Origin of the sequence: Streptomyces aureus (genome assembly GCF_001418135.1) — a bacterium.
Taxonomy (GTDB): domain Bacteria; phylum Actinomycetota; class Actinomycetes; order Streptomycetales; family Streptomycetaceae; genus Streptomyces; species Streptomyces aureus_A.
In genome coordinates this window covers 1-24,263 of record NZ_LIPQ01000153.1, presented here as the reverse complement: position 1 = coordinate 24,263, position 24,263 = coordinate 1, and the positions used below count along the sequence as shown (strand labels likewise).

At 74.2% G+C, this 24,263-nt stretch carries 22 protein-coding genes; 9 read left to right on the top strand and 13 right to left on the bottom strand.

What is annotated here, in order from left to right:
* The 5 genes from AOK00_RS14630 to AOK00_RS41155 all read right to left on the bottom strand — a co-directional run.
* The coding region (locus tag AOK00_RS14630) for a hypothetical protein (protein ID WP_254047372.1) at nt 1-1,141 on the bottom strand (1,141 nt) is incomplete at its 3' end.
* Entirely contained in the window at nt 1,138-3,078 is a 1,941-nt protein-coding gene (locus tag AOK00_RS14625; protein ID WP_055600745.1) for a TOMM precursor leader peptide-binding protein, read from the bottom strand. The genes AOK00_RS14625 and AOK00_RS14630, both read right to left, overlap by 4 nt.
* Nucleotides 3,068-4,843: a hypothetical protein gene (locus AOK00_RS39065; RefSeq protein ID WP_159041764.1), complete on the bottom strand. Its 1,776-nt coding sequence runs from the start codon at nt 4,841-4,843 to the stop codon at nt 3,068-3,070. The genes AOK00_RS14625 and AOK00_RS39065 overlap by 11 nt, the downstream gene beginning before the upstream one ends.
* Nucleotides 4,840-6,936, bottom strand: coding sequence for a 2-dehydropantoate 2-reductase N-terminal domain-containing protein (locus AOK00_RS14615; protein ID WP_254047371.1), 2,097 nt, complete (start codon nt 6,934-6,936; stop codon nt 4,840-4,842). The genes AOK00_RS39065 and AOK00_RS14615 overlap by 4 nt, the downstream gene beginning before the upstream one ends.
* A 114-nt stretch (nt 6,937-7,050) precedes the next feature.
* Nucleotides 7,051-7,173 (bottom strand): hypothetical protein, encoded by a 123-nt coding sequence (locus AOK00_RS41155; RefSeq protein WP_301554207.1) that lies wholly within the window; start codon nt 7,171-7,173, stop codon nt 7,051-7,053.
* A 113-nt stretch (nt 7,174-7,286) separates the two neighbouring features.
* On the opposite strand from AOK00_RS41155, the gene AOK00_RS14610 reads away from it, so the two are divergent.
* Nucleotides 7,287-8,498 carry an ROK family transcriptional regulator gene (locus tag AOK00_RS14610; protein ID WP_055600743.1) on the top strand — a complete coding sequence of 404 codons (1,212 nt, stop codon included), beginning with the start codon at nt 7,287-7,289 and terminating at the stop codon, nt 8,496-8,498.
* A 19-nt stretch (nt 8,499-8,517) separates the two neighbouring features.
* On the opposite strand, the gene AOK00_RS14605 is transcribed toward AOK00_RS14610, so the two are convergent.
* Nucleotides 8,518-9,345, bottom strand: coding sequence for an MBL fold metallo-hydrolase (locus AOK00_RS14605; protein WP_173861564.1), 828 nt, complete (start codon nt 9,343-9,345; stop codon nt 8,518-8,520).
* A 112-nt stretch (nt 9,346-9,457) separates the two neighbouring features.
* Between AOK00_RS14605 and AOK00_RS14600 the strand changes: the two genes are divergently transcribed.
* From AOK00_RS14600 to AOK00_RS14585, 4 genes are all read left to right on the top strand, one after another.
* A complete protein-coding gene (locus AOK00_RS14600) occupies nt 9,458-10,963 on the top strand; it encodes an ABC transporter permease (RefSeq protein WP_055600741.1) in 1,506 nt (501 codons plus the stop codon).
* A gap of 39 nt (nt 10,964-11,002) precedes the next feature.
* Nucleotides 11,003-11,746, top strand: a complete 744-nt coding sequence (locus AOK00_RS14595) for an ABC transporter ATP-binding protein (protein ID WP_055600740.1) — start codon at nt 11,003-11,005, stop codon at nt 11,744-11,746.
* A 283-nt stretch (nt 11,747-12,029) separates the two neighbouring features.
* Nucleotides 12,030-13,466: a WGR domain-containing protein gene (locus tag AOK00_RS14590; protein WP_055600739.1), complete on the top strand. Its 1,437-nt coding sequence runs from the start codon at nt 12,030-12,032 to the stop codon at nt 13,464-13,466.
* Nucleotides 13,463-13,945 carry a hypothetical protein gene (locus AOK00_RS14585; protein WP_055600738.1) on the top strand — a complete coding sequence of 161 codons (483 nt, stop codon included), beginning with the start codon at nt 13,463-13,465 and terminating at the stop codon, nt 13,943-13,945. The genes AOK00_RS14590 and AOK00_RS14585 overlap by 4 nt, the downstream gene beginning before the upstream one ends.
* A gap of 33 nt (nt 13,946-13,978) precedes the next feature.
* Here the strand turns inward: AOK00_RS14585 and AOK00_RS14580 are convergent, their stop codons facing one another.
* The 3 genes from AOK00_RS14580 to AOK00_RS14570 form a co-directional block, all read right to left on the bottom strand.
* Nucleotides 13,979-14,401 (bottom strand): DUF350 domain-containing protein, encoded by a 423-nt coding sequence (locus AOK00_RS14580; protein ID WP_055600737.1) that lies wholly within the window; start codon nt 14,399-14,401, stop codon nt 13,979-13,981.
* Between the two features lie 157 nt (nt 14,402-14,558).
* Nucleotides 14,559-15,161 carry an HdeD family acid-resistance protein gene (locus AOK00_RS14575; protein ID WP_055600736.1) on the bottom strand — a complete coding sequence of 201 codons (603 nt, stop codon included), beginning with the start codon at nt 15,159-15,161 and terminating at the stop codon, nt 14,559-14,561.
* A 45-nt stretch (nt 15,162-15,206) separates the two neighbouring features.
* Complete coding sequence (locus AOK00_RS14570; protein WP_055600735.1) at nt 15,207-16,583, bottom strand: dipeptidase; 1,377 nt, start codon at nt 16,581-16,583, stop codon at nt 15,207-15,209.
* A gap of 213 nt (nt 16,584-16,796) precedes the next feature.
* Here AOK00_RS14570 and AOK00_RS14565 point away from each other — a divergent pair, with 213 nt between their 5' ends.
* Together AOK00_RS14565 and opcA are read left to right on the top strand one after the other, a co-directional pair.
* Nucleotides 16,797-17,345, top strand: coding sequence for a DoxX family protein (locus tag AOK00_RS14565; RefSeq protein ID WP_055600734.1), 549 nt, complete (start codon nt 16,797-16,799; stop codon nt 17,343-17,345).
* 82 nt (nt 17,346-17,427) lie between these two features.
* Nucleotides 17,428-18,378, top strand: coding sequence for a glucose-6-phosphate dehydrogenase assembly protein OpcA (gene opcA, locus AOK00_RS14560; protein WP_055600733.1), 951 nt, complete (start codon nt 17,428-17,430; stop codon nt 18,376-18,378).
* 75 nt (nt 18,379-18,453) lie between these two features.
* Here the strand turns inward: opcA and AOK00_RS14555 are convergent, their stop codons facing one another.
* Together AOK00_RS14555 and AOK00_RS14550 are read right to left on the bottom strand one after the other, a co-directional pair.
* Nucleotides 18,454-19,218, bottom strand: a complete 765-nt coding sequence (locus AOK00_RS14555) for a class I SAM-dependent methyltransferase (RefSeq protein WP_055600732.1) — start codon at nt 19,216-19,218, stop codon at nt 18,454-18,456.
* 41 nt (nt 19,219-19,259) lie between these two features.
* Nucleotides 19,260-20,447 carry a cytochrome P450 family protein gene (locus AOK00_RS14550; RefSeq protein WP_254047370.1) on the bottom strand — a complete coding sequence of 396 codons (1,188 nt, stop codon included), beginning with the start codon at nt 20,445-20,447 and terminating at the stop codon, nt 19,260-19,262.
* 277 nt (nt 20,448-20,724) lie between these two features.
* Between AOK00_RS14550 and AOK00_RS14540 the strand changes: the two genes are divergently transcribed.
* Nucleotides 20,725-21,915: a cytochrome P450 gene (locus tag AOK00_RS14540; RefSeq protein WP_159041763.1), complete on the top strand. Its 1,191-nt coding sequence runs from the start codon at nt 20,725-20,727 to the stop codon at nt 21,913-21,915.
* 205 nt (nt 21,916-22,120) lie between these two features.
* On the opposite strand, the gene AOK00_RS38345 is transcribed toward AOK00_RS14540, so the two are convergent.
* Entirely contained in the window at nt 22,121-22,669 is a 549-nt protein-coding gene (locus tag AOK00_RS38345) for a hypothetical protein (protein ID WP_055600728.1), read from the bottom strand.
* Nucleotides 22,670-22,718: 49 nt separating this feature from the next.
* A complete protein-coding gene (locus AOK00_RS14530) occupies nt 22,719-23,690 on the bottom strand; it encodes an acetylxylan esterase (RefSeq protein ID WP_055600746.1) in 972 nt (323 codons plus the stop codon).
* 248 nt (nt 23,691-23,938) lie between these two features.
* Here AOK00_RS14530 and AOK00_RS14525 point away from each other — a divergent pair, with 248 nt between their 5' ends.
* Complete coding sequence (locus AOK00_RS14525) at nt 23,939-24,220, top strand: hypothetical protein (RefSeq protein ID WP_055600727.1); 282 nt, start codon at nt 23,939-23,941, stop codon at nt 24,218-24,220.
* Nucleotides 24,221-24,263: the final 43 nt, after the last annotated feature.

Here is a 24,263-nt window from a genome sequence, read left to right as displayed (position 1 = left end):
CGACGGCGGTGACGGTCAATGCCTCGAAGGCGATGGCGAGTTCGGGTCCGGGCGGTGGTACGGAGAGCCACCGGGCCGCGCTGTCGAGCGCCTCGGCTGGCACGTTCCGGCGCCGGCCGCTCATGCCGTGCAGGGCGCGCGGCATGCGTCCGGAGTGGCGCCGCCAGAGCAGTTCCGCCCAGTCCGGCACGGTCGCGGAGGGGCCGAGGCCCGCCGGGACGGCGGTGGTGAGCGGGGCGGGGGCGCCGTCGTAGGTCTGCTCCCGGTTGACGCGGATCAGCTCGGCGAGGGCGGGGTCGGTGCGGGCGAGGTGGGCCGGTGGCGCGGTAACGGAGTCCGCCTCCCGGGCCGGCACTCCCCCGCCGTCGTCCAGCTCCACGACGAACGGCAGGGACCACGCCCAGGCGTCGTCCAGGCCCAGGGCGGGCAGCAGCGCGTGGGCGTCGGAGCCCGGAAGTCGGAGCCGCGCGGGAACGTCGAAAAGTTCGAGGCCGAGGCTCAACGCCCTGAGGACGAAACCGAGTTCGATGGCGATGAGCGAGCCGCGGAACCACTGGTAGGCGGGTGGCACGGTCGTGTACCGGCCGGTGAGCACGACGTTCCGGGCGGGGGCCGCCGGGGCGCCGGTGAGGGCGTGCCGGTCCGGTTCGAGCAGGCGCCACGGCATGCCCGCGCCCCCGTCCACGAAGGCGTGGACGGGGAAGAGGCAGCGCGGCGAGGCGTACGGCCGGTGGTCGTTGTAGGGGTTCTCCGGCTCCCTGCGCTGCGGTCCGAAGGCGGTGACGAGGGCGCGGCCGAGCCGGTCCTCGACCGGTTCGGCCGCGTCCCGGCCCCGTGCGCCGCCGGGTGGCGGCGCGGGGTAGGGCAGCGCCGCGAGCCGGTCGTGGGTGCCGAGCGGCAGGGCCCGGCGCGGGCCGCCCCCGCGGGGCGGCGGGGGCGGCAGGTGCGTGTCGGGCGGCGGTTGCGGCACCCAGGTCCACGGGGGAGCCTCCGGCGCGTCGTCCCCGGCCCCGTACGCGTACCAGAGGGGCTCGCGGGCGATGCTGTTGTCGCCCTCGGGACCGGGCAGGTCGACCGGGCCGCGCCGGGGCGGAACCCCGGCGTCGGCGTCCACCGCGCGCGGGGCCGTCGGGGCCGTCACGGGAACGGGTGGGGGTCGAGGGGGATCGCCCGGTGCTCCTGCCCGGTGCCGCGCAGGGCGGCGGTGAGCCGGGGCAGTCCGGCCAGCCGCTGCTGGGCGTGGCCGAAGCACATCGGGACGATGCCGGGGACGACCGCGCGGGCCACGTGGATGCCCGCGTCCGCGTGTTCGCGGCTGGTCTGGTCGACGAGCACGATCCGGTCGAGCCCGGCCTCGGCGAACAGTCCGCGGACGAAGTCAAGGGCGCCGCGCACGTCCCCGCCGGAGCCGCGCTCCATCCGGCCCGGCCAGTCGGGGAAGGCCTCGTCGAGGGTGACCCGGGGTCCGCCGAGCGCCGCGGTGGCGCGGCCGGCGGTCTCGGGCAGGGAGGAGAAGCGGACGTGGTCCTCCAGCTCCTGGACCAGCCACGGGTCCTCGACCATCGGCTCGACGGTCTCGCGGGTCCAGTCGACCGGGTTGGTGACGAGCTGGGCGACCTCGCGCAGGGCGCCGCGGATCGCGGACTGCGGGTCGGCGCCGGAGCCGGCCGAGGAGAAGGTGGCGGGGAAGGGGTTGAGGCGGTTCACCGCCAGGACCCAGACGACCGGGAGGCCGATGTCCTGGGTGGCGACGAGGAGGTGCACGTCGAAGCCGCGCGACTCCATCACCTCGATCATGGCGCGGCTGGTGGGGTCGGTGAGGGAGGAGTTCGGGATGGTCGGCAGCGGGGCGGCCCGGTGCCAGGAGAGCAGGAACGCGTCCCGCTCCGCCAGCTCGAACAGCGAGTGCAGGGCGGCCTCTTCGAGGTTGGCGCCCACGGCGCAGCCGCTGGACGACTCGTAGAAGTAGTGCTTGCGGCCGGGCGTCCCGGCGGCGCGGGCGGCCCTGCGGTCGCGGCGGTGGTTGTACTCGTACTGGTAGAAGGCGTGGTCGGCGGGGACGAGCAGGGCTCGCCCGTCGTCGAGGTCGTGACCCCACACCCAGTCCATCGGGGTGTCCGCGTCGAACGGGGTGGCCCTGCTGGTCGGGTGGGCGAGCTGTTCGGCCGTGTACTGCCCGAGACCGGCCGGGTCCACGGCGTGCTCGGCGACCTCGGTGTACGAGCGGTGGGTGAGGACGGGGATGTCGTACGGGAAGCCCGCGAGGCGCTCGTACGCCTCCAGGATCGCCACGGGCCCGGTCTCGGCGAAGGTCCGGGCGCGGCCGTGGCCCATCGCCGGGGCGTCCGGCACCACGGCCATGCTCATCGCGAACGGGGCGCGGGACTCGCGCAGGAGCGCGCGGACGGGACCGAAGCGGTCGTCGACCAGGCGGTCCTGGAGCACCCCGCGCTCGACGAGCCGGCTCGCGGCGGTGCGGGTGCAGTCGTCCGGGAACGCGGGCCGGTCGGTCGGGGTGAGCGGCGCCGGGGTCTCCGTACCGTCGAGCCGCTCGTCCGCCGGTCCGCAGAGCGGGCAGTGGAAGCTGCGGGCGATCCGGTGCCGGCGCAGGCCGCGCGGCGAGACGGAGAAGAGTTCGCCGGGCCCGAGCGGCCGCCTCACCAGGTGCTCCAGGGCCGCCCGGAGCAGTTCGGGGAGGAGCGGCGCGCCCGGCCCGGGTGCGGCGGTAGCGTGCCGCAGGTCGCCGGCGAGCGGATGGTCGGGGACGGTGCGGTCGCGGACCTCGGCGCAGCCGGCGCAGCCCGCGTCGGTGCCGGGCCGCCAGAGCGGCCCCACCAGGACCTCGTCGCCCAGGAGGCGTACGGAGAGGTGGGCCCGGCCTGCGGCGGCGGCCTCGTCGAACCGTGCCCGCTCCCAGTCGAGGTGCCAGCCGCGGTCGACCGCGACGGTTCCCTCGGGGAGGAGGTCCGCGAGGACGTCGAGCGCCGGGCGCCAGGCCTCGTCGGCGGGACGGACGTCGAGCCCGGGGCCCCGGGCGAGGGCCGGTGCGGGGACGGGGGTGAGCGTGTCAGTGGGCATCGTGGGCCTCCACGGGGCCGTACCAGAGGGGAAGCTCGCCGAGCACGGGGTCGTGGCGGAGGGCCTCGCCCCGGTACGTGGTGCCGGTGCGGGCGGCCAGTTGGGCGCGGAGGCCGTCCAGGGCGGCGCGGTCGGCGAGGAGCAGGGCGTCGGTGGAGAGCGGGTCGACGGTGCCGGGGCCGTCCGCGGTCTGGGTGTGGGCGAGAGCGGTGCAGAGGGCGTTCCGGGCGGCCTCCGCCGCGTCGGCGCCCCAGGCGCGGCCGAGGGTGACGCCGTCGGCGGTCACCTCGGCGAGCCTCCAGTCGAGGCCGGGCACGCCGTGGAGCCGGAGCGCGGGCTCGTGCGGCCGGAGGGCGCGGAGTCCGGCGAGGATCCGCAGGCCCTCCGCGTCGAGACCCTCGCACGCCACGCCGCCCGCGGCCGCGGCGGGAGCGCCCGCCGGGAGGGCCGCGGGCGGCACGTGCGGGGTGGCGGTCTTCGCCGGAAGGGGTGCCGTCTCCTCGGCGAGCAGGCGCAGCGCGCCGTCGAGGAGCCAGTGTTCCCTCGTGAGCCCTGCCGCCGGGGTGGGAGCCCCGGGGATGCGGGCGTGCGGACCGGCCGCCGGGGTGGGAGCCCCGGGGATGAGGGCCCGCAGGGCCTGCAGGGTGGCCGCCACGGTGGCGGTCTCCTGATGGGCGGCCCAGGCGAGGACCGTGGTCGTGGGGCGGCCGCCGGCGCGGAGCTCGGCGGCGCGCAGGGCGAGCGGCATCTGGGGCAGGTCGGCGCCCTCGGTGAGGGCGAGCGGTCCGGTCCAGCGCGCGGCGAGCGGGGTCGCCGTCTCGCGTGCCTCGTCCGGTTCGGGCCGGGGGTCGGCGGGGGCGGTGCCGAGGGGGAACGGGCCCTCGGGGAGGGAGCCCGGTCGGCCGGTCGCGGCCGCCTGGTGGGCTCCCTCGACGGTGACCCGGTCGGAGACCAGGTCCGTCCCGTGCACGACATGGGCCTGGCCCGTGTCCGCCGTACCGGTGAGGGTGTCGATGAGGAGCTGTGCCCCGAGGGCGCCGGCGAGCGCGTCCGCCACGGGGCGGGGCGCGGGGGCGGTGGACTCGGCGGCGGCCCAGGCGCGGGCCCGGTCGTGGAACGCGGCCCGGACGGCCGGATGTCCCGGGGCGGTGAGGGCGGGGCCGACGAGGGTGACGCCGGTGCCGCCGAGGAGGACGGGGACGACGAGGGGCGCGTCGGGGGACGGTGCCGGACTCCCGTCGTCCTCGCGGATGTCGAGGACCGCGTCCGGGGCGGTGGCCGCCTCCTCCGTGCCGGTGAGAACCGTGCCGACCCCGGCCCGGCGCAGACCGCGCACGGCCGGGCCGGTCGCGGTCGCCGGGCCGGTGACCAGGACCGTCGCGGCCTGGAGCCGGGCGAAGGCCGCGTACGGGTCGTCGAGGAGGCCTTCGAGGCGGGCGAGGGACTCGGCGTGCCGCTGCCGTACGCCGACGGGCGGTGCGGGCGCGGTGTGCGCGGCCGGGTCGAGGAGCAGTCCGTTCTCGCGGAGCTTGTCGACGAGGAGACGGACGGCGGGGCGGGCGCGTTCGGTGCCGATCTCGGCGACGAGCGCGTCCTCGTCGGTACCGTCCTCCAGGAGCGGGACGCAGCCCTGGGCGACGGCGTGCAGGACCTCGGAGCCGCGCAGGACGAACTGGGCGCGGGCGCCGCTGAAGTAGACGCCGCCGGGGACGGGCGCGTAGTGCAGGTCGGGTCGCGTCCTGAGTGCCGCCTCGGGCATCGTCATCGCTCCTCCCCCTCGGTGGTCGGGTGGTAGGTGAAGCGGCCGCCGGCGGTCCGGCCGACCTCGACGACCCACTCGGTGGCGTGGGTGCCGTCGACGACGCCGGGCAGCGCCTCCTCCAGGTAGCTGCCTCCGGTGTCGGCGCCGCGGCGCTCCAGCATCCGGGGCAGGACGCGGGCGCCGAGCGCGCTGCTCAGGTCCACGTACTGGGGCTTCTGCTGGAGGCGCTTGGACTGGATGTCGGGGGCGCCGACGGAGAGCGGGCCCTCGTCCTCGGGGACGGTCTTGATGACGACCTCCTCGGGGACGCCGTACTTGGCGCGCCAGGCGTTGAGGGCGAGGAGCCGCTCGTGTTCCTCGGGTCCGGCGGCCAGGGCGGTGCCCAGCTCCTCTCCCCCGTACCAGCGGCGGCGGCCGATGAGGACGTCGCCGACGGCCATCCGGGGCGCGACGCGGGTGGTCGCCCGGTCCCAGGGGGTGGCGGCGTGCCAGCTGTTGGGGAGGGCGTTGAAGAGGCGGCCGCTGATGGCGAGGCCGGAGGCGACGGACAGCGGCGGCGGGAAGAGGCCGGGGTGGCCGGTGCCGAGCGGCAGGACCCGCAGCGGCGCGCCTTCGGCGTCCTCGACGCGCAGGGAGTCGGTCTCGGGGTCGTGGGCGAGCCGCAGTCCGAACCAGTCGTCGGGGGTGAGGCCGCCGGGCAGGATCGGCGTGTGGGCGTTGACGTTGAGGCGGTGCAGGCCCAGGTCCTCGGTGACGCGGGCGCCGTCGTAGCCGTACACCCGGCGTACGTGGTCGGCGAGGCGGGGCAGCGCGCGGCCGCCGAGGCGCCGGTCGGCCTCCAGGAAGCGGGCGTAGAGCATGCCGTGGCCCGGCAGGCCGTCGTTGAGGACGAGGTGGCCGTCGCCGCGCTGGAGCAGGATGCCGTAGATCAGCGGGTCTCGGCGGAATCGTTCCGGCAGGTCTCCGGTGAGGCCCGCGACCTGCTCCGGGCTGATGCGAAGGGTGTCGTCGCCGCGCTCGACGGCCTGGCCGATGAGGGCGTGGAGCGCCTCGGTGACCTCGCGGCGCAGCTCGTAGATGCGCTCCAGGGAGCCGTCGGCGGGGCCGATGCCCTTGAGCGCGGTCGGGTCGCCGGGGCCGTCGGGGCCGTACACGGCGGCCATGGCGGCGGCGCGGCGGGAGACCTCGCCGACGACGAAGGGCGCGTTGGCGGCGAGGGGGACGTTCGCCCCGGGGCCGAAGCGCTCGACGAACGCGGCGGTCATGAGGACGCGCACGTCGTGCAGCCAGTCGAAGACGGTGAGGAGTTCGACGGCCGGGCCGAGGTCCTTCAGCGATTCCTTCCAGGGTTCCGTGGCCACCCTGAGCGGCGGCATCACGTAGTCCTCCTCGACCGTGACGTGGGCGGGGCGGCCCGCGGCGTGGCTGAGTTCGCCGAGGGCGCCGCGCAGTTCGGCGAGCGCGTCGCCGCGTTCGGCGGCGGGCGCGGCGGTGAAGGCGGGCAGGCCGGCCTTGACGCGGTCGGTGAGCCTCTTCGTCACCGGGCTGGGGTCGTCGGGGGTGAGCAGGACGTCGTAGTCGGTGGAGCCGTCCTCGGCCTCGTGGAAGGTGCAGAGGAGGCCCTGTGCGACGGCGCCGCGGACCTTCTGGTCGGCGTCCTCGGCGGCGATGCCGCAGCGTTCGGCGACATGGGCGACGACGGACGGGAAGGGGCGGGGCCCCATGGAGACGGCGTCGAGGAGGTCTCCGGCGGGGCCGTCGAGGGAGACGGCGGCGCGGCGCATCCCCTCGGGGGCGGGCTTCAGGAAGAACAGCTTCCCGGCGGCCGGGTCGGGCGCGGAGGTCGGCGGAAGGCCGATCCACATGTCCTCGATCGCCCGGTCGAGGCCGGTGGACTTCACCGACAGCAGCACGAGGTCGTACGCGGTGTCGAGCGCGTCGGCCGTCACGAGGCGGGGCGTGAGGACCCACTCCTCGTCCCGGCCCGCGACCCGGAGCCCGCGCTCGCGCAGCGCCGCCGCACGGGCCGGGCGGACCAGGAAGGTGACGTCCAGTGGCGCGGGCGAGCAGGGCGCCGAAGTAACCGCCGGTGGCACCGGCGCCGACGACCAGGATCTTCATCGTTGTGGACCTCTCGTGGGGCGCCCCGGGGGCGCGGTGGTGAGCGGGGCAGGGCGAGCGTGGCCGTCACCGGGTCGTCGTCCGGGGTGTCAGCCCCGGGCCCCGGCGTCCGCGACGGGTACGGCGGTGCCGCAGCCCGTACGGCGTCCGTCCGCGTCGAACGAGGCCTCGTCCCCGGCGTGCGGGAAGACGCGGCGCGGGCCGTCGGCCAACCCTAGGCCCCCAAGAGCGCGGTGACTGAACTGTTCGGGGCGGGTGGGGCCGCAGGCCGGCGGCGGAGCCGTTTTCCGGGTGAGCGAAACGGGCGGCTAGGCTCGCGCTCACCATGAACCAGCCCACGGAACCCAAGGCCGACAAGTCGGGCGTGCGCCGGCACAACCTGAGTCTCGTCCTGCGGACCGTCCACGACGCGGGCGAGACGACCCGGGCGGCCGTCGCCGCCCGCGTCGGACTCACCCGGCCCGCCGTCTCCTCCCTCGTCGAGCAACTCCTCGAACTGGGCTTCCTCGTCGAATCGGGCAAGACGTTCAGCGGGCAGGCGGGACGGCCGGGCACCGTCCTGAAACCCGCGGACACCGGTCCCGCCGGACTCGGCGTCGAGATCAACGTCGACTACGTGACGGTCTGCGTCGTCGACCTCACCGGCACCGACCGCGTCCGCCGGACCGAGCGCCTCGACAACCGCGCCGCCGGTGCCCCCGAAGTGCTCGCCGACGCCGCCCGGATCGCCGCCGACGTCCTCGACACGGCCGCCGAGCGACACCTCGCCCCGGCGGCCGCCGGCCTCGCCCTGCCGGGCCTCGTCTCCGGCGGAGCCGTCCGGCAGGCACCCAACCTCGGCTGGTACGAGGTCGACGCCGAGCGCCTCTTCGGCGAGGCCCTCACCGCGTTGCGCCCGGGCACCGCGGGCCTCCCCCTCACCTCCGACAACGAGGCCAACATGGCGGCCCTCGCCGAGCTGTGGTTCGGCACGCTCGGCGACCTCCGGACCTTTCTGCACCTGACGGGCGAGATCGGTGTGGGCGGCGCCATCGTCGTCCACGGCGAACTCCTGCGCGGCGCGCACGGCTTCGCCGGCGAGATCGGCCATCTGGTCGTCGACGCCGGGGGTCCGCGCTGCCGCTGCGGTTCACGGGGGTGTCTGGAGCAGTACGCGGGCCAGGCCGCGCTCCTCGGAGCGGCGCGGGCCACCGGCGTCCCCGATCTGGTGGACCTCGCCGGGGCGGGGGACCCGCGTGCCCTCGCGGCGCTCGCCGAGGCGGGCCGGATGCTCGGGCGCGCGCTGTCGGGCGCCGTGAACCTCCTCGACCCCGAGGCCGTCGTCCTCGGCGGCATCTACCCGCAGCTGATGCCGTGGCTCGTCCCCGCCCTGGCCGAGGAGCTCTCCGACCGCGTCGTCTCCGGCCTCTGGACCCCGGACGCCGGCCGCCTCCGTCCGGCCTCCGCCGCCACCGACGCCTCCCGGGGCGCGGCGGCCCTCGTCCTCCACGACGTCCTGGCCGACCCCCTCGCGTACGCCCCGGGGCCGGGGGCCTGACGGAGGGCCGTCCGCGGGGTCACCACCCCGCGCGACTCCCCGGTACGTCGACGAACGGCCGGGTGAGGTGGGCCGTCGCGAGGACCGCCCCGCCGGCGGCGGCGCGCGCGAGCAGGTCCTCCCGGGAGGTCCGGGCGGTCGCGGGGTCGCGCTCGTGGGCGTAGGCCACGGCCGGCGCGGCGAGCTGCACGGCGTGTACGAGGAGATCGCCGGTGACCAGGACGTCCCGGCCGTCCGGCCGTTCGACCAGGACGGACTGATGGCCGGGGGTGTGCCCGGGGGTGGGCAGCAGCGTGACACCCGGGCGCAGCCGGTGCCTCCCGTCGACCTCGTGCAGTTGGCCCGAGGCGCGGAGTGGTTCCACCACCCAGTCCCACACCGGGTCGAGGCGGTCGAGGGCGGCCGTCTCCGCGCCCTGGACGACGTACCGGGCGTCCGGGAAGAACGGCCGGCCGGTGGCGTCGGCGGCCCAGCCGGTGTGGTCCTCGTGCAGATGCGTCAGAACGACGGTGTGGACGTCCGCCCGGTCGATGCCGGCCCGTGCGAGTACGTCCGGCAGGCGGCCGGGCACGGGGCACCAGGGCGCCCCGGGGCCCTCGGCGGGTCCCACGCCCGCGTCGATCAGCGTCCAGCCCGAACCGTCCGGGTCGGCGACGGCGAAGCAGCGGAAGTCCAGCCGCCACGCGCCGTCGGGCCCGACCGCACCGGGGTCGAGGGCCGCGGCGGCCGCCCAGTCCGCCGCGACCGCCCCGGGGAAGGCGTCCCGCGCCGATTTGAAGAACAGCCCGGTGGCGTCCAAGAGTGCCGTCACCGGGCCCATCCGCGTCCATTCGCTGCTGTTCGACATGACGCCGACCCTGCCATCGCCGGGACCCGCGCGTACAGGAGATCGATCACTCTCATGCCGCTCTCACGCCGGCCTTATCCCGTCATCACACGCCGCCCCTAGCTTCACGCCCATGTTCTTCACCTACCTCCGGCGCGAACTGCGCCGCCGCAGAAAGGCGGCGCTCGTCGTCGCCTCCGGGCTCGCGCTCGGGATCGCGCTGGTCATCGTCGTCAACTCCGTGTCCTCCGGCATGAACCAGGCCCAGGGCAAGGTCCTGGAGTCCCTCTACGGCCTCGGTACGGACCTGACGGTGACCAAGGCCCAGGAGCGGCCCGCGGACGGTGCGCAGCCGCAGCGCCCACGGTTCGAGTTCCAGGGCAAGGACGAGGGCGAGGAGCAGAGCAGCGACCGGCTGATGGTCCAGGGCTTCCAGACCCTCGCGGACTCCACCGTCGCCACGGTCGCCGGACAGCCGGGTGTCGACCGCGCGGTGGGCGGACTCAGCCTCGTCAACCTCAAGATCGACGGAGAGTTCGCGCGGGGCCGGATCCAGCGCGGCCAGACCCAGCAGGGCCGGCCGGGCACCGGGACCGGCGGCGACGGCGGCGGCACCGGGGGTGGCTCCGGCGGCGGTTCCGGCCCCGGGGACACCGTCACCGGCGGCGGCGCGGCCTTCGACGTCGACTCCTTCACGCTCTACGGCACCGACGTCACCGCCCCCGACCTCGGGCCCCTCACCACCTCCACGGTCTCCCAGGGCCGTACCTTCAGGACCACCGAGACGGACGCCGCGGTCGCCGTCGTCGACAGCGCCTACGCCCAGGAGAAGGGCCTCGCCGTCGGCGACGAACTGACCGTGAAGAACGTCACGTTCGAGATCATCGGCATCGCGACCGCCGACCGCGGACAGGCCGCCGCCCAGGTGTACCTGCCGCTGAAGCGGGCGCAGACGCTCTCGGCCTCCGCGGCCAAGATCACCACGATCTATGTGAAGGCGACCGACTCGACTCGGATCGACGCGGTCAAGACCGCCATCCAGAAGAACGTCACCGGCACCACCGTCACCACCTCCGCCGATCTGGCCCGGACGGTCTCCGGCTCGCTCGACACCGCCGCCGGCCTCGCCTCGAACGTGGGCAGGTGGCTCTCGTACGCCGTGCTGCTCGCCGCCGTCCTCGTCGCAGGCCTCCTCACCTCCTCCGCCGTCACCCGCCGGGTCCGCGAGTTCGGCACGCTCAAGGCGCTCGGCTGGAAGAGCGGCCGCGTCACCCGCCAGGTGGTCGGCGAGGCCCTCGTCAACGGCTGCATCGGCGGCGCCCTCGGCATCGCGATCGGCCTGGCCGGCGCGTACGCGGTGACCGCCGTCAGCCCGACCCTGACCGCCGAACTCGGCGCGACCGGCGGCATGTTCGGTGGAGGCGGCGGTGGCGGCCGAGGAGGCATGGGCTTCGGCGGCGGCCCCGCCGGTACGGCGGCCGGAAAGACCGTCGACATCGCCCTCACCGCCCCGGTCAGCGTCGCCACGGTGGGTCTCGCCGTGCTCCTCGCCCTCGGCGGCGGCCTCGTCGCGGGAGCCTTCGGAGCCTGGCGCGCCTCGCGGCTGCGCCCCGCCGACGCACTGCGCCGCGTCGAGTAGCGGATCCGGAACCCACCTACGTACCAAAGGAGTTGGACCATGTACGAACTCATCGGCGTCACCAAGCAGTACCGGCGGGGGCAGGAGAGGGTCGACGCGCTCGCCGGGGTCGACCTCACGCTCGCCCAGGGCGACCGGCTGGTCATCCAGGGTCCCACGGGCGGCGGCAAGTCGACGCTGCTCCAGATGCTCGGCGGCCTCGACCGCCCGACCTCGGGCCAGGTCCTGCTCGACGGCACCGACCTCGCCGCGCTCCCCGAACGCAAGCTGACCGCGGTCCGCGGCCAGAACATCGGCTTCGTCTTCCAGAGCTTCAACCTCATCCCCACGCTCACCGCCCAGGAGAACGTGGAGACCGCGCTCGTCCCGCTCGGTGTCAAGCCCGCCGAGCGGCGGAGCCGGGCCGCCGAGGCCCTGGAGTCGGTCGGGCTCGGCGAACGCAGCGGGCATCTGCCGTCCGAGCTCTCCGGCGGCCAGCAGCAGCGGGTGGCGATCGCCCGCGCGCTCGTCAAGCGCCCGAAGGTGCTCCTGGCCGACGAACCCACCGGAAACCTCGACGAGTCGATGCGCGACGAGATCGTCGAGCTGCTCGAAGGGCTCTGGAAGGAACACGGGCTGACCTTCGTCATGGTCACCCACGACAGCGCGATCGCCCGCAGGGCGCCCCGCCTCGCCACGATCCGCAAGGGCCGGATCACGATCAAGGAGAACCCCCGGGCGGCGACGCCGGATCGGGTGCCGGCCCCGGTGCCGGACGCGGCGTCGGACCCGGTCGAGGCCTGACCGGCCGACCGGACCCGACCGGCCGGACCCGACCGGCCGACACCGCCTCTGTGCCCCGCAGGGTCGGCCCGTCGCCCCGGAAGGCGTCGTAGGCGGCCGCGCGAGCACCCGGGCGACGGGGCCGCCTCCACCCGCTCGCGCGGATGGACGAGATGGTCCTCGACGGAGAGCGGCGCGCGTGCCGTGTCCCGTACCGACCACACGACCGGGACCACCCCACGCGGCGCCGCACCCCCGGCGTCGACCGGGGCCGTTGTCAGTGGGTGCCCCTACCGTCTTCACCATGACGACGACGACCTATCTGGAGCTGTCGCAGGACGACGGCGGCGCCCACAAGTTCTACGAAGTGACCGTCGAGGACCTCACGGTGTCGGTCCGTTACGGCCGGATCGGGACGGCGGGCCAGACGCAGAGCTCCACGTTCCCCACGGCGGCGAAGGCGCAGGCGGCCGCGGCGAAGAAGATAGGGGAGAAGGTCCGCAAGGGATACGCCCCGGCGGTCCGGGGGCAGCGGGCGGCCCGCGCCGTGACGCGCCGCGCGGTGACCTCCGCGCCCTCCACCGCGCGCGCCGTCGCCCCCGTCCTGTGGCGCTTCCGGACCGGGTCGGCCGCCTTCGGCATCCACGTCGACGAGGACCGCTGCTGGGTCGGCAACCAGGCGGGGGACGTCTTCACGCTCGACCGCTCCGGCGAGGTGCAGGCCCGGTTCAGCCTGCCCGACGGCGTCAAGTGCCTGGTCGCCGACGACTTCTGGATCTACGCCGGCTGTGACGACGGCAAGGTGTACGACCTGTCGTCGAAGCTGCCCTTCGCCGCCTACGACATCGCCACCGACGTCGACATCTTCTGGCTCGACATCCACGAGGGCGTCCTGCACGTCGCCGACCGCTCGGGCCGGCTCACCGTCATCGACCACGAGGACGAGCACCAGTGGGCGCGGGGCGGCCAGGGCGAGCACGCCTGGATGGTCCGCGCCGACGGGGACGCCGTCTACTACGGGGACACGCGGGGCGTCGCCGCCCACGCTCCGGACGGCGGCGGTGAGCTGTGGCACACGGCCACCGAGGGCGGGGTGCTCTTCGGCTGGCAGGAGGACACCGCGGTCTACGCGGGCACGGCCCGCAAGAAGGTCCAGCGGCTCGCGAAGAAGGACGGGCGCGTCGAGGCGGTCTACGGCTGCGACAGCCCCGTGTACTCCTGCGCCACCTCGCCCGGCGGCCGGTTCGTCTTCGCCGCCGACTCGGCCTCCTCCGTCTACTGCTTCGCGGAGGACGGCACCCGGCTGTGGAAGCTCGGTACGGGAGGGGGCTCCGCGCTCTCCATGCAGTACCGCGACGAGCGCCTCTACCTGGTGACCACGGACGGTTCGCTGGTCTGCGTGGACGCGAGCGAGGCGGCGATCCAGGCCGCCCAGGGCGGTACGGTGCCGGTCGCGCGGGACATCAAGCTCGCCGCGGCCATGCCCGTGTACGAGCCGGCGACGACCGTCACCGCCGTCACCACCGTCAGCGTCGCCCCGGCCGGTTCGGTGGTCGTGGAGTGTGTGAACGAGTCGGGCAGGACACGGGTCCGGGTCGTCTCCGAGGGCTACGACTCCGGGTGGAACGTGCAGTTCCCGCGCGCGATCCGGGAGCCCGGCGCGCGGTACGTGGTCGACGCCCTGCACGCGGCCGCGGGAGGCTTCTACCGGGTCCGCGGTGACATCCGGCGGCTGCGGTGACGGCGGGCCACGGGGGTGGCGGCACGTTCGAGGCGGCCACGGGGGACGGCCCGCCGGTGCCCCCGGCGGACGTCGAGCAGCGGTCGAGGGAGGTCCGGGCCGCCCTCGACGGGCTGCTCCAGATCAGACGGATGACCCACCGCGGGGACGGCGTCGACCCGAAGGCCGTCCCGGCCGACTGGGAGCGCCGGCAGCCGGTCCGCGCGGTGGCCCTCGCCCTGGAGTCGGGCGGCCTCACGCCCTCGGCCGTGGACGCCTCCGGAGCGCGGAGCGCCACGGGCTACCGGGTCCGGCCGGGGGACCGGCCGGGAACGGCCGTGGTCGAGTGGCTGGGCCCGGCGGGCTCGGGAGCGGCCCAGGAGGAGGCGGCGGCCCTCGGCGCATGCGTACCCGCCCTGACGCGACTCGGCTGGGAGGCCCTGCTGTACAAGGGGCCGCGCGGGCGCCGCTTCCTGGAGGTGGAGCCGATGGCGGGCTGAACCCCGAAGGGCACGGCCGTCTTCGCGGTGGGCTCAGGCGATCGAGGCGGAGACGATCGCCGAGACCGCGATGTTGCAGGAGGCGGTCACCCAGACCGCCGGGTGCGGCTCGGGGTCGACCAGGGTGGCGCCCAGCTTGCCCGGCGTGACCAGGTCCACGACCAGGAACGCCACGGCCATCATCACCAGGCCGAGCAGGCCGAACGCGGCCGTCGACGCGAGGCCCTTGCCGAAGTTCTCGTACGTCGTCCAGATCGAGGTGAAGACGATGCCGCCGATGCCCAGGAGCGCCGAGCTCAGCAGGATCGCGGCGTTGCGGTTGCGGTCCTCCCAGATCTGCCGGCGGAGCTTGCCGGGGGTCAGCAGATCCACGAGGACTATGCCGAGGATCAGCAGGACCACGCCGAGGGCGCCGTAGGCGCCGGCCCGGCCGAGGCCGTTGACGATGTCGCTCATGGTGTGCCGGTCTCCGGGAATTCACGATCACGGGGGATCGGTGGTCAAGGACCGGCAAAATGTAGCGCACGCGTCAACAGCAGTCGCCGCCCGCCCGGGAATCGGGCGGACGGCGAGCGGTCGGACCGGCGGTCGGGTGGGGGAGACGCGGACGCCCTCAGGCCCCCGGCGGAAGGTTCCTGGCGCGGGCGCGCACCTGGAACGCCGTAACGATCTCGACCGCGCCGACGACGAGCAGCCAGATGCCTCCGAGGACCATGAGCACCCTGGCCGACTCCAGCGGGGAGACGATGAGGACCACACCGGCGAGCGCGTTGACGATGCCGAGGAAGATGTGCCAGCCGCGCGCCGGCATCGTGGCGTCGGAGGCCGCCGCGAGAGTCTCGGTGATGCCGCGGAACAGCCAGCCGATCCCGATCCAGAGCGCGAGCAGCAGGATCGACTGCGTCGCGCCCCGGAAGCAGAGCAGGCCCAGCAGGATCGAGAGGGCGCCGCTGATGAAGGCCATGACGCGCAGCGCGGTCGTGGTGTGCGTGCCGAAGGCGGCGACCAGCTGCATCACACCGCTGAAGAGCAGGAAGAGGCCGAAGAGCAGTCCCGCCACGAACAGCGAGGCGTCCGGCCAGACCAGCACGATGATGCCGAGGAGCAGGGACGCGATTCCGGCGAAGAGGAGCGCCTGCCAGGCGGCGCCCGCGAGCGCGCTCAGCGGGCCGGGCGGTACGTCCTGGTGCCTCGGGCCGTCGTGAGTCCGTGTCATGGACGGTTCCCGTCCTTCCGTGGAGGGGTGGGGGAGCTGGGGCGGTCAGAGCGGGGTGGCGTAGGTGCTGAGGAAGAGCGCCTCGGCCAGCGCCATGTGCTCGATCTCGGAAGGGTCCACGCTCTCGTTGGGCGCGTGGATGAGACAGCCGGGCTCCTCGACGCCGATCAGGGCGATCTCGGCGGTGGGGAACTGGGCGGCGAGCACGTTGCAGAGCGGGATCGAACCGCCCTGCCCCGACTGGACCATGTCCTTCCCGTACGCCTCGCGGAGCGCCGTCGCCAGAGCCCGGTAGGCGGGGCCGTCGGTCCTCGCCCGGAACGGCTGGCCGCCGCTCTCCGGCTCCACTTCCACCCGGGCGCCCCAGGGGGCGGCCGAGGTCAGATGGGCGGCGAGGGCGCGCTGGGCGTCGTCGGCGTCGACCCCCGGCGGGATCCGCAGGCTCACCCGGGCGCTCACCCTGGCCTGCACGGCGGCCGAAGACCCCACCACCGGCGGGCAGTCGATGCCGAGCACCGTGACGGCGGGCCGCGCCCAGAGCTCGTCGGCGACCGAACCCGTACCGACCAGGGACACCCCGTCGAGGACGCCGACATCGGCGCGGAACTGTTCGGCCGGGTACTCCACCCCGTCCCAGACGCCGTCGCCCGACAGCCCCTTGACCACGGTGTTGCCGTGTTCGTCGCGAAGGCTGTCGAGGATCCGGATCAGCGCGGCCAGGGCGTCGGGCGCGGGACCGCCGAACATGCCGGAGTGCATCGCCCCCTTGAGGGTGGAGACGGTGACGACGACGTTGGCGAGCCCGCGCAGCGAGGTGGTCGTGGTGGGCAGGCCGCGCGCGAAGTTGCCGGTGTCACAGATCAACAGGGTGTCGGCGGCGAACAGTTCCGGCTGCAGGGGGACGAGCCGCTCCAGGCCGCCGGTGCCCTGCTCCTCCGAACCCTCCGCCACGAACTTGATGTTCACGGGAAAGCCCCGGCCGTCCGGACCGCCGAGCGCACGGAGGGCGGTGAGGTGCATGGCGATATTGCCCTTGCAGTCGGCCGAACCGCGGCCGTACCAGCGCCCGTCGCGCTCCGTGAGCTCGAAGGGCGGGGTCTCCCACGCCGCGTCGTCCAGCGGTGGCTGCACGTCGTAGTGGCAGTACAGGAGCACGGTGGGCGCCCCCTCGGGGCCCGGCGCGTGCCCCACGACGGCGTCCGTTCCGTCCGGGGTCGTCACCCTCCGCATGCCCTGGAGTCCCGCCTCCGTGAAGGCCCGTACGAGGAAGTCGGCGGTCTTCGCGCATTCCTCCGGCGGGAACTGGCGAGGGTCGGCGACCGACCGCATCGCCACGAGCTCGGTCAGGTCCTCCTTCGCCCGGGGCATCAGGGCCCGGACCCTCGCCCGCAGGGCTTCCGTCCCGATGGACTCGGCGGTCATGCGTACCCACTTCCCTCGGGCCGTGGCGGGGCGCGGCTCGCGGATCCCGGGACGGCGACGGCCCCCTCACCCAAGCATCCATGGACAAGTGCCGCAAAAGATGACTCGTGTGGAGTATTCGCCCGGGTCCCGGGCGGCGAGGGCCGGACAGGGCGACGACAGTGGACCGCGTACGAGTCCGCCCCTTTCCTCCTCCCGCACCTGGAGAATCCCATGGGCCACCCCAACCGACGCGATCTCGGGCTCCTCGTGCTGCGGGTCGGCACCGGAGCCGTACTCGCCGCGCACGGCACCCAGAAGCTCTTCGGCTGGTTCGGCGGCGGCGGCATCGAGGGCACCACCAAGGCCATGGAGGCCATGGGCTTCCACCCCGGCCGGGAGAGCGCCGTCGCCGCCGGTCTCGGCGAGGCGGGCGGCGGCGCCCTGCTCGCCCTCGGCCTCGCCACCCCGGCCGCCGGAGCCGCGGCCGCCGGGGCGATGGCCGGCGCCGTCGCCGTCCACGCCCCGGCCGGCTTCTTCGCCCAGAGCGGCGGTTACGAGTACCCGGCGTTCCTGGGCTTCGTCGCCGCCGCGATCGGGGTCACCGGCGCCGGCCGGTACTCCCTCGACCACGCCACGGACCATGTCCTCGACCGCCCATGGGTGGTGGTGGCCGCCTTCCTCGGCACCGCGATCGCCGCCGCGGCCGTGGTCAACCGGCGGGCCGACGAGCAGGCCGCCGCCGAGGCCGCGGCCGAGGAGGCGGCACCGGAATCCGCGTGAAGCCGGCCGAGGACGGGGGTCCGCACGCGTCCGCCGCGCGGGAGGGTTAGGCTCGCCGCAGAGGAAGGGACGGTCGCCGCGCATGAAGATCGATCTGACGGACACCAACTCCAGCAAGATCAACAAGGCGATCCTGGAAGGCCGCAGGGCCGTCGGCACACCCGCCGCCGGTGTCGTGCTCACCCTCGTCGTCGTCACCGACGAGGAGAACGCCTACGACGCGGTCAAGGCCGCCAACGACGCCTCCCGGGAGCACCCCTCCCGCATCCTGGTCGTCATCAAGCGCCACGCCCGCTCGCCCCGCGGACGCCACGAGACCCGGCTCGACGCCGAGGTCCGGCTCGGCACCGACGCCGGTTCGGGCGAGACGGTGCTGCTCCGGCTCCACGGCGAACTCGGCGACCGCGCCGACTCCGTGGTCCTGCCGCTGCTCCTGCCCGACGCGCCCGTCGTCGTCTGGTGGCCCGTCGACGCTCCCGAGGTGCCGTCCCTCGACCCGCTGGGCTCACTCGCCCAGCGCCGCATCACCGACATGTACGCGGTCGAGGACCCCCTCGCCGCCCTGGAGAAGCGGGCCGCCTCGTACGCCCCCGGGGACACCGACCTCGCGTGGACCCGGCTCACCCCGTGGCGCTCCATGCTCGCCGCCGCGCTGGACCAGGCCCCGCTGACCGTGACCTCGGCCGCCGTCGAGAGCGAGGCCGAGAACCCGAGCGCCGAACTCCTCGCCCGCTGGTTCGAGGTCCGGCTGGGCGTCCCCGTCGACCGGGTCGTCACCGACGGGCCCGTCGTCACGGCAGTCCGCATGGGCACCGCGGACGGAGAGATCCGCATCGACCGGCCCGAGGGGCCGGTGGCACGGCTCTCCATCCCCGGGCAGCCCAGCCGGGTCCTCGCCCTCAAGGTCCGGACGACGGCCGAGCTGATCGCCGAGGAACTGCGCCGTCTCGACCCGGACGAAGCGTACGCGTCGTCCCTGCGCGGCCGCGGCGGAGCGGCGAGGCCGACGGCCGACCTGCGGTCCGACGCCTGACCTGCGAGGCCTGGGTGCCGGGCCGACGCCACGGCCCTGGCGTCAGGCCCCGGCCCCCGGCTCCGGCTCCGGGCCTCAGGGCTTCTCGAACACCATGACGAAGTCGGCCATCTCCCGTACACGGGGCACGTCCGGGTCCGGGAGTGCGAGGAGCCGCTCCTGGGCCTCGGCCACCAGGCGGGTGGCGTCGCCCGTGACCGACCAGGCGCCGGTGAAGAGACCGCCCGACAGGGAGCGGGCCATCGCCCGGGGCGACACCCGGAAGGTCGTGGGGCGTTCGGAGGCGGTGCCCCGGTAGACGAGTCCCCGGGCCTCGGCGATCGGCGCGAGGGTCCACGGACCGTCCTGACGGCTCCGGAGCGGGTCGAGCCGGTCCTCAAGCTCGCCCACCACGGCCCCGATGTCGTCCGTGGGACGGGTGCCCCCGGCCGGGATCACCAGATAACGGCCGCCGGGGCGCAGGACCCGGGCCACCTCGTCGAAGACCATGCCGTGGTCGGGCCCGGTGTGCAGCAGCCAGGTGGACACCGCCTGGCTCACCGAGGCGGTCCGCACCGGAAGCCGGCAGGCGTCCGCCACCGCCACCCGCGGACCGAGCCGCTCCAGTGCCCGGGCGAGCATCCCGGCCGACAGGTCGAGCCCGTACACCACGTGTCCGCGTGCGGTCAGTTCGGCCGCGACGATGCCCGTGCCCACGCCGATGTCGAGCACCGGCCGGTCGGGATCGAGCAGTGGCGCGAGCTGCTCGGCGAAACCGGCGGCCCGGGCCGTGCCGCCGCGCGAGGCGTCGTAGCCGGGGGCGATCGCGTCGAACTCCGCCGTACCGGAAGCCGAAGTCATCCGTCTGTCTCCGTTCGTCTCTCCGCCGTCGGGGCGACGGGTCAGGCTTCGGGCGTGAAGGCCACGGGCAGGGTCGCCATACCGCGCAGGATGCCCTCGCGGCGGCTCAGATCCGCGTCCGGGTCGGCGAGCCGGAGGTCGGGGAAGCGGCGCAGCAGCGTACCGATGGCGATCCGCGCCTCCGCGCGGGCCAGCGGCGCCCCCAGGCAGAAGTGCACGCCATGGCCGAAAGCGAGCTGTTGCGGAACCTCGCGGCGTGCCACGTCGAGGATGTCGGGACGGTCGTAACGGGCCGGGTCGCGGTTGGCGGCGGCGAGTCCGATGATGATCATCTCGCCGGGCGGGACGGTGACCCCGCCGATCTCGTAAGCGTCGGTGGTGAAGCGGGCGACACCGCGACTCACCGGGCCCTCGTAGCGCAGGAGTTCCTCGATCGCCCCCGGCAGCAGGGAGGGGTCGTCGCGGAGCGCGGCGAACTGGTCCGGGTGGCGCAGCAGGGCGTGGACGCCGTTGGCGATGAGGCTCGCCGTCGTCTCGTGGCCGGCGAGCGTCAGCAGGATCGCCATCGCCGTCAGCTCACGGTCGCTGATCCGCTCCTCCGCCTGCGCGGCGCACAGCGCGCTCAGCAGATCGTCCTTCGGTTCCGCCTTCCGCCGAGCGATCAACGGCTCGAAGAACTCGGTGAGTTCGGCCCGCGCCCGGGCGCCCTTGGCGAGTCGCTCCGGGGTGTTGGGCGGCATGATCAGGCCGACCGCGAGGCGGGCGAAGTCGGGCTGCCCCTCGGCCGGGATGCCGATGAGTTCGCTGAGGACGGCCATGGGCAGCGGCAGTGCGAACTCGGAGACGAGGTCGGCGGTTCCGCGTGCCGCGAAGGCGTCGAGGAAGGCGTCGGTGTGCGCCTGGACGCGGGGCGCGAGCTGCTCCACCCGGCGGGCCGTGAAGGCCTTCGAGACGAGGTTGCGCAGCCGCGTGTGGTCCTCGCCGTTGGCGACGAGCATGCTCGCCATCAGGACGTTGGTGCGCTCCTGGTGGGCCATCTCCTCCTCAAGTCCGTTCACCCCGACGGGACTACTGCTCAGCCGCGGGTCGGTGAGTGCGGCGACGGCCTCGTCGTAACCCGTGACCATCCAGACTTCAAGAGTGGGATTCAGCCGCACGCGCTGGACGACACCGTGCTCTCGGATGCGCTCGAAGAGCGGGTAGGGGTTGGGCTGTTGGGCAACGTTCACCGGGACATCGTGAACGATTGCCTGGTCCTGACCGGTCATCTTCCGTAACTCCCCGACGATTTGTGAAAGATCTCTGGCAGGTAGTCATACCAGCCACCCCAGTTGCGTGGTAGCGTCACCGGCGCTCGGCTCGGATCGATGTTCGGAGAAGGGCCGGCGAACCGTCGGTGACAAGATCAGCGAGACGCTCCACCCACCGGTGACCGGCGCCTCGCACAGCTCGACTCGGTAGCAGTCAAGGCCTCAACCAGGCCCCATGCGAAGGGGGAGACGTTTCGTGGAGCAAGCGGCAGCCGTGGACCCGATTCTGGATCTGGCCCGTCCGTCGATCCTGCGGAACCCGTACCCGTCGTACGCCCGGATGCGTGAGACCTCCCCCGTCCTGTGGCACGAACTGCTCGGTTCCTGGGTCCTGACCCGGCACGCCGACTGCCTCGCCGTGCTCACCGACAGCAACCGTTTCGCCTCCGACTGGCGGCGCGCCGGGGAGGAGATCCCCGCCCCGCTGCTCAGCGTCCAGACTCTCGACCCGCCGGAGCACACCGCCATCAGGCATCTGCTGCTCGACGGCTTCCGGGCGCAGGACCGGCAGGCGCTCCACGACGACCTGGAGGGGCAGATCGCCGATCTGCTCGCGGAGTTGGCCAGGCGCCCCTCCTTCGATCTCGTCGGGGAGCTCGCCGAGCCGGTGGCGCTCCGCTTCGTGACCGCCTTCCTGGGCGTCGAGGCTCCCGGGCTCGACTGGTTCGTCCCCATGTCCCGCACCGTCGTCGACGGCATGGACGCCGGCCTCTGGCCCGAGAAGCACGAACCGGCCGTCGCGGCACGCGCCCGGCTCGCGGAGTACGCGGGCGGATGGCTCGCGGACCCGCCCAAGGAAGGTCTCATCGCGTACGTCGCCGAGCACGCGGCGGACAGCGGCGTGGCAGAAACGGTTCTGCGCAACAGTCTGCGCGCCGTCCTCCACGCCGGCTACGAATCCGCCTCCCGGCTCCTCGGCAACGCGGCGGCCGCACTCCTCACCACCCCCGGCGCGCTCGAAGCGTTCCGGGCGACCCCGGCCACGGCCGTGGACGAACTCATCCGGTACGACGCACCGGTCCAGGCGGACGCCCGGGTCTGCGTCACCGACACCGAACTGGGTGGCGTCACGATGAAGGCGGGTGATCCGGTCACGCTCTTCCTGGGCGCGGCCAACCACGACCCGCTCCGCTTCGCCCACCCCGCAGAGCTGCGACTCGACCGCGCCCCGAACCCGCACCTCGGGTTCGGCCGCGGGGCCCATGCCTGTCTGGGCGCGTCCATGGCGATCCGGCTCACCGGATCGGTCCTGGGTGCCCTGGCCAGGGACTATCCGCAGGCGAGGGCAGTCGCGGAACCAGAACACCGGCGCAATCTGACCCTCCGCGGTCTCGACCGCTTCGAGGTCACCCTGCGTCCAGACACGGGGGAGGAGGTACGACCATGAAGTACTGGCACTGAAACCAGTGAGCGTGCGGCCCGTCCGGGAGGCGGGCACCACGCCCGTGCACGACGACCGTGCACCTCGCCGGAGCCCGAGCCCGCTGCACGGCTCGGGCTCCGGCCCTTGCGCGCGGCGCGCGTTCCACCAGGAGCGGATGCGCCGAGGAGCGGACGAGCCCAGAAGCCGAGGAGTCAGGCCGAGCCGTGGGTCACCGGCCGTCGGCCGACGCCATGCGCACGTCGTCGACGAGCAGGCTCAGCGCGCCGTCGACGGGACACCGCAGCCCGACCGACAGACGGCGCATGTGACCGGCCGGGCCGACCGTGTACGCGGCGGCCACCTGGAACAGGTCGTGGTCGGCGGGGCACGTGACCATGTTCAGGCCCGCCCCGGGGTTGGGAGCCGTGGGCGGCCGGAGCTCCCGGACCACCGGGTCCGCACCGCCGCACCCCTCCTCGTCCTGTACGTCGAGCGGCAGGCAGCAGCCCTCGCAGAAGCACTCGTCCGACGTCACCTCGAACCGGTCCCAGTCGCAGTACCGGCAGACGAGGGCACCGGTCACGATCCGCCGCTCGGTCCCGCCGGTCCCGGGCCCGGCATCGGCCCCGACCCCGACGGCCCCGGTCCCGGGCTCGGCGCCTCCGGCACCGGCGCCCCCGGCACCGGCCTCGGCTCCGCCGAGCAGCCGCAGCAGGCTGTCGTTCGCGGCCGCCTCGTCGCCGACCGGTCCATCACTCCATATGCGCGTGCTCTTCACGGCAGTGATCCTTTCACCACCGGAGCGGGCAGGTTCGACCGACCGTTCGTCAGCCCCGCAGCTTCCCCGGCAGCCAGCGGAGCTGGGCCGCCTGCTGGAACGTTTCGCCGCCCTCGTGGTCGTTGAAGTCGTAGACCTCGATCGCCTTCTCGTCCCCGGCGTACGCGTTGAAGGCCGCGAACACCGTCGACGGCGGGCACGTCAGGTCCTCCAGCGCCGTCGAGAACAGGGCCGGGGCCGAGGCGCGGGCGGCGAAATGGACCCCGTCGAAGTAGGAGAGGGTGTCCTGGACCTGGCGCACCCGGCCGCGATGCGTCTTGAGGTAGTTGCCTATCTCGCGGTACGGAGCGCGGTCCGTGATCGTCGTCGCGCGCGGGAAGTCGCACAGGAACGGCACGTCCGCCGCCACCGCCACCAGGTCCCCTACGAGCCCCGCCACGGCGAGCGTGATCCCACCGCCCTGGCTGACGCCGGTCACCGCCGTGCGGCTCGCGTCCACCAGAGGGTGCGAGCGGGCGGCTTCCACGGCGCGGACCGCGTCGGTGAAGAGGCGCCGGTAGTAGTAGGTGTACGGATCCTCGACGCCGCGCGTCATGAAACCGGGGAACGAGGGTGCGCTGCCCACCGGGTCGGGGGTGTCACCGGTGGCCCAACCACTGCCCTGGCCGCGGGTGTCCATCACGAAGTGCGCGAACCCGGCGGAGGCCCAGAGCAGATGGGTGTGCGGCAGGCCGCGTCCACCGCCGTACCCGAGGAACTCCACTACGACGGGCAGTGGTTGGGAGGTGCCGACGGGCAGGACGAACCAGCCCTTGACCGGCTGGCCGTCGAATCCTGCGAAGGTGACGTCGAAGGTCTCGACCGTGGAGAGCCCCGTCGGGACCGCCTCGAAGCGCGCGTCGAGCGCGTGCGTGCGGGCCTCGCCGAGGGTCTTCGCCCAGAAGGCGTCGAAGTCCTCGGGCTTCACGGATGTGCTCCGGTAGGTGCGGAGCTGGTCGAGGGGCAGATCGAACTGGGTCATGAACACCGCCTGGTGAGTCGCCTGGTGAGGGCGGGGGACGTCTGGAATGTCGACCGGTTCACCCGGTCGGTCCCACCCTAGTCGCGGGACCCCGGGGATTCATGTACGTGAATTCGGCCTGGTCCGGCCGGACACTCCGCGCCGTCGGCGTCACGAGAAGGGTTCCGGGCCGGTCGCCATGACATCCTCGGACGAACCGCCCACAGCGTGTCCAGTCGTGGGCCTTCGTCGTCCTGCGCGGAGGGACCATGCTCATCAGCCACGTCGTACGTCACCATGTGCTGCACGTGACGCTCCACCGCGACCTGGACGTCACCAACCGGGCCGCCGTCGCCCTCCAGATCCAGGCCCTGGTCCAGACGCTCCGGCCGACCCGGGTGACCGTCGCCGTCCCGGCCGCCGACCCCACCCCGGCCACCCTCAGCGCCCTCGCCCGGGCCCACCGCATGTGCGCGAGCCTGGACATCGCGCTGACCCTGAGCGGCGCGAGCGCCCGCACGCGCAGACTCCTGGACGTCACGGCCGAGTAGCCGGCCTCGTGGCCCCTGTCGGTCCCCCGGTGCCGCGGCACCG

Excerpts from the sequence above, each read along its gene's own strand:
- AOK00_RS14565 (WP_055600734.1), top strand. The coding sequence starts at position 16,797 with ATGGGCCACCCCAACCGACGCGATCTCGGGCTCCTCGTGCTGCGGGTC.
- AOK00_RS14625 (WP_055600745.1), bottom strand. The coding sequence starts at position 3,078 with ATGCCCACTGACACGCTCACCCCCGTCCCCGCACCGGCCCTCGCCCGG.
- AOK00_RS14570 (WP_055600735.1), bottom strand. The coding sequence starts at position 16,583 with ATGACCGCCGAGTCCATCGGGACGGAAGCCCTGCGGGCGAGGGTCCGG.
- AOK00_RS14600 (WP_055600741.1), top strand. The coding sequence starts at position 9,458 with ATGTTCTTCACCTACCTCCGGCGCGAACTGCGCCGCCGCAGAAAGGCG.
- AOK00_RS14610 (WP_055600743.1), top strand. The coding sequence starts at position 7,287 with ATGAACCAGCCCACGGAACCCAAGGCCGACAAGTCGGGCGTGCGCCGG.
- AOK00_RS14595 (WP_055600740.1), top strand. The coding sequence starts at position 11,003 with ATGTACGAACTCATCGGCGTCACCAAGCAGTACCGGCGGGGGCAGGAG.
- AOK00_RS14530 (WP_055600746.1), bottom strand. The coding sequence starts at position 23,690 with ATGACCCAGTTCGATCTGCCCCTCGACCAGCTCCGCACCTACCGGAGC.
- opcA (WP_055600733.1), top strand. The coding sequence starts at position 17,428 with ATGAAGATCGATCTGACGGACACCAACTCCAGCAAGATCAACAAGGCG.
- AOK00_RS39065 (WP_159041764.1), bottom strand. The coding sequence starts at position 4,843 with ATGACGATGCCCGAGGCGGCACTCAGGACGCGACCCGACCTGCACTAC.
- AOK00_RS14525 (WP_055600727.1), top strand. The coding sequence starts at position 23,939 with ATGCTCATCAGCCACGTCGTACGTCACCATGTGCTGCACGTGACGCTC.
- AOK00_RS14580 (WP_055600737.1), bottom strand. The coding sequence starts at position 14,401 with ATGAGCGACATCGTCAACGGCCTCGGCCGGGCCGGCGCCTACGGCGCC.
- AOK00_RS14590 (WP_055600739.1), top strand. The coding sequence starts at position 12,030 with ATGACGACGACGACCTATCTGGAGCTGTCGCAGGACGACGGCGGCGCC.
- AOK00_RS14555 (WP_055600732.1), bottom strand. The coding sequence starts at position 19,218 with ATGACTTCGGCTTCCGGTACGGCGGAGTTCGACGCGATCGCCCCCGGC.
- AOK00_RS14605 (WP_173861564.1), bottom strand. The coding sequence starts at position 9,345 with ATGTCGAACAGCAGCGAATGGACGCGGATGGGCCCGGTGACGGCACTC.
- AOK00_RS14575 (WP_055600736.1), bottom strand. The coding sequence starts at position 15,161 with ATGACACGGACTCACGACGGCCCGAGGCACCAGGACGTACCGCCCGGC.